The following is a 2,762-nucleotide window of genomic DNA, read 5'->3' as shown; positions in this document are numbered from 1 at the left end:
TGGTCGCCAGGGCCGCGAGGTCCGCATCGACGAGCACCCGCCGTGCCAGGCCGTACACGCGCTTCGACGTCTGTTCGTAGAACAGGGCGAAGGCCGTGCGGTCCTGCCGCGCGACCCGCAACAGCAGGTCGGTCAGGGTCGGGCCGGTGCCGGGATCGACGGCCACCTCGTCTGCTGCTGTAGCACGTGGGCTGACCCGGCTTGCTCGTGGCGTTTCCATAGGGCTCCAGCATAAAGCGCTGGTCGTGCCAATCCGAACAGCGCCCGCGAGATCGTGCTGTGGGGCGCGTCGTCGTCCCTGCTGCAAAAGCACCATCCCACCGCCCTACCCGTTCCGTAGTTTTCCTCTGTCATCTTTTCTTCGGAGCAGGGAGGGTCCCGGATGGTTCGCGGCGCTAGTCTTCGGGTGCGTACGAGCCGACGGCGATGAGCGAGTCGGCGTTCAGGACGAAGTCGGCGCCGAGGCGTCCCACGAACTCCTCCCGGATCCGCTGGAGGGAGTCGGAGTCATCCGGCAGCAGTCCGCGGTAGCCGCTGCCGAGCGCGAGGGACCACGCGTACTCGGGTTCCAGGGGCACCGTCAGGTCCAGCTTCTCGACCCTGACGTCCGTCAGGCCCCGGGCGCGGAACCATTCCTCGAGGCGCTCGCGGGACGCCAGCTTCCTGCAGTTCTCGACGAAGACGGGACTGGCCGACGGGGCGGACGCACCGCCGGACGTGGTGCGGATCGTGTCCAGGAGGAGTTCACCGAACGGCTCGAGGGCTCCGTCGTCCCACGCACTCATCGCGACCCGGCCACCCGGTCGCAGGAGGCGGACGATCGAATCCATGCCGGCGTCCATGTCGTCCAAGAGGAAAACCCCGTAGCAGCTGAGCACCGCGTCGTACGGGGCCTCGGGTGTCCAGGCGGCCGGGTCGCGCCGGTGGAAGGACACGTTCCCCAACCCGAGGGCCTCGGTCTTCGCTTCCGCCAGGTCGAGCATCGCCGACGAGCGGTCGACGGCGTCGACGTGGCCGTCCGGCCCTGCGAGCTGTGCGGCAGGAACGGTCCCGGTACCGGTCCCGGCGAACACGTCGAGCACCCGCTCACCCACCAGGATGTCGGCAGCGGCGACGACGGCGTTGCTCACCGGGTTCCACACGGCCGGAGCGAGGCGGTCGTAGTCCTCCGCTCCGCCGTCGGGCAGTATTGCGGCATGGCGAGCGGGCATGGGGGCTCCTAGGCGTGGATCATCGCTGGGCACCTGCGAAGTCCTGTTGACGCCAGGCTTCGTAGAGGACGATGGATGCGGTGTTGGCGAGGTTGAGCGATCGTCGTGAGGGCAGCATGGGTACGCGGACGCGTGCGGTCACACGGGGGTCGTGCTTCACCTCGTCCGGCAGGCCGTCCGATTCCCGGCCGAACATCAGGACGTCGGTGGGTTCGTAGGTGATGTCCGTGTAGGAGACGTCCCCGTCGGAGGTGTAGGCGAAGACCCGCCGGGGCTGCAGCGCGCGCCAGGCGTCGTCGAGGCTCGCATGGACGTGCAGCACCGTCAGGTCGTGGTAGTCCAGCCCGGCCCGCTTCAGCTTGGAGTCCTCGAGGCTGAAGCCCAGCGGTTCCACGAGGTGCAGTTCTGCCCCGGCGACCGCTGCGAGGCGGATGGCGGCCCCGGTGTTGCCGGGGATCTCGGGCGTGTGGAAGAGGATGCGGAACACCGTTCCATCCTAGCTTCCGGCTCCGGCGAGCAGGCGCGCGAGCGCGGGCAGCTGCACCACGTTCGGTGTGGGGCCCGACGCCAGGAAGGACCGGACGGTGCGTACCGTGGTGCCGGCGTTCACCACCTGCACGACGGCGGGCGAGGACCGGTCGAATCCCGGCGGGACGTCGATGACCGGCGCGAACGGATTGTCGGGTGCTCCGTGGACCACGACCCACCCCGCGACGTGGAAGTCCGGGAACAGCTCCTGCACGGCCCGCACGGTCGCCGGCAGCTGGAGTTCGACCGGGCGGCCCTGGTGGCGCAGCGACCGTCCGTCCCACGCGAAATTGCCCGGCGAGGCGGTGAAGGAGTCGAGAACGGCCATCCGGTAGCCGGCGAGCAGCACATGGCCCGCCGTCGTCCTGGCCCTGTCCTCGAACTGCACCCCGTTGACGAGGCGCGCCGCCGGGTAGGTGGGCAGCAGTGTGCGCTCGAGCAGGGCGGCGGTCCGCAGCTCTCCCTCCAGCCTGGCCCGGGCGCCGGACGACAGGCGGGCGAACATCCCCGGCTGCCGGGGGACGCCGGAGGCCTGCCGGCCCGCGAGGAGCAGGGGGACGACGGGAGGCGCCGACGGGGAGAACGGCGGCACGTAGACGGGCGCGGACCTCGCGGCGTCCACGTCCTCGACCCTCGTCCGGGTGGCTCCCTGCGGGCCCGCCGTCGCGTTGCGGGTCGAGGCCGCAGGGGGTGCGGGGGCGGGGCGACCGCGTCCGGTGTCGGAGTCGTAGCGTTCCCGGCGCTGGGGGTCGCTCAGCGTCTCGTAGGCGACGGCGACGTCATGGAACTGGGAGGCTGTTCCCCCGAGATCGGGGTGCACCGCGCGCGCCGCGCGACGGTAGGCGTCCTTGATCTCCTTGGTCCCGGCTTCGGGAGGCACGCCGAGGATGTCGTAGTACGACTTCCGTGGGGGCTCTGCCATTCCTCCGGCCTTTCCGGGCGTTCCGATCCGTTGCGTGGGTACTCCCGGCGGCGCGTGGTGCGGGAGGCGCCCCGGTACTCCGAGACTAGAGGCACCGGCGG

At 70.7% G+C, this 2,762-nt stretch carries 3 protein-coding genes; all 3 read right to left on the bottom strand.

Going from position 1 to position 2,762, the window contains the following annotated elements:
* Positions 1 to 395 precede the first annotated feature (395 nt).
* The 3 genes from CVO76_RS16610 to CVO76_RS16600 are packed head-to-tail and all read right to left on the bottom strand — an operon-like array spanning position 396 to position 2,661.
* Complete coding sequence (locus CVO76_RS16610; protein WP_208740177.1) at positions 396 to 1,211, bottom strand: class I SAM-dependent methyltransferase; 816 nt, start codon at positions 1,209 to 1,211, stop codon at positions 396 to 398.
* A 19-nt stretch (positions 1,212 to 1,230) separates the two neighbouring features.
* Entirely contained in the window at positions 1,231 to 1,698 is a 468-nt protein-coding gene (locus CVO76_RS16605) for a tRNA (cytidine(34)-2'-O)-methyltransferase (protein ID WP_208740176.1), read from the bottom strand.
* 9 nt (positions 1,699 to 1,707) lie between these two features.
* Positions 1,708 to 2,661 (bottom strand): J domain-containing protein, encoded by a 954-nt coding sequence (locus CVO76_RS16600; protein ID WP_208740175.1) that lies wholly within the window; start codon positions 2,659 to 2,661, stop codon positions 1,708 to 1,710.
* Positions 2,662 to 2,762: the final 101 nt, after the last annotated feature.

The organism is Arthrobacter agilis, assembly GCF_002953615.1.
GTDB lineage: Bacteria > Actinomycetota > Actinomycetes > Actinomycetales > Micrococcaceae > Arthrobacter_D > Arthrobacter_D agilis_B.
Note: the sequence above shows the minus strand (reverse complement) of the source record. Positions and strands in the feature narration are given on the sequence as shown.

Coding starts and splice junctions, on each gene's coding strand:
- CVO76_RS16610 (WP_208740177.1), bottom strand. CDS start 1,211: ATGCCCGCTCGCCATGCCGCAATACTGCCCGACGGCGGAGCGGAGGAC.
- CVO76_RS16600 (WP_208740175.1), bottom strand. CDS start 2,661: ATGGCAGAGCCCCCACGGAAGTCGTACTACGACATCCTCGGCGTGCCT.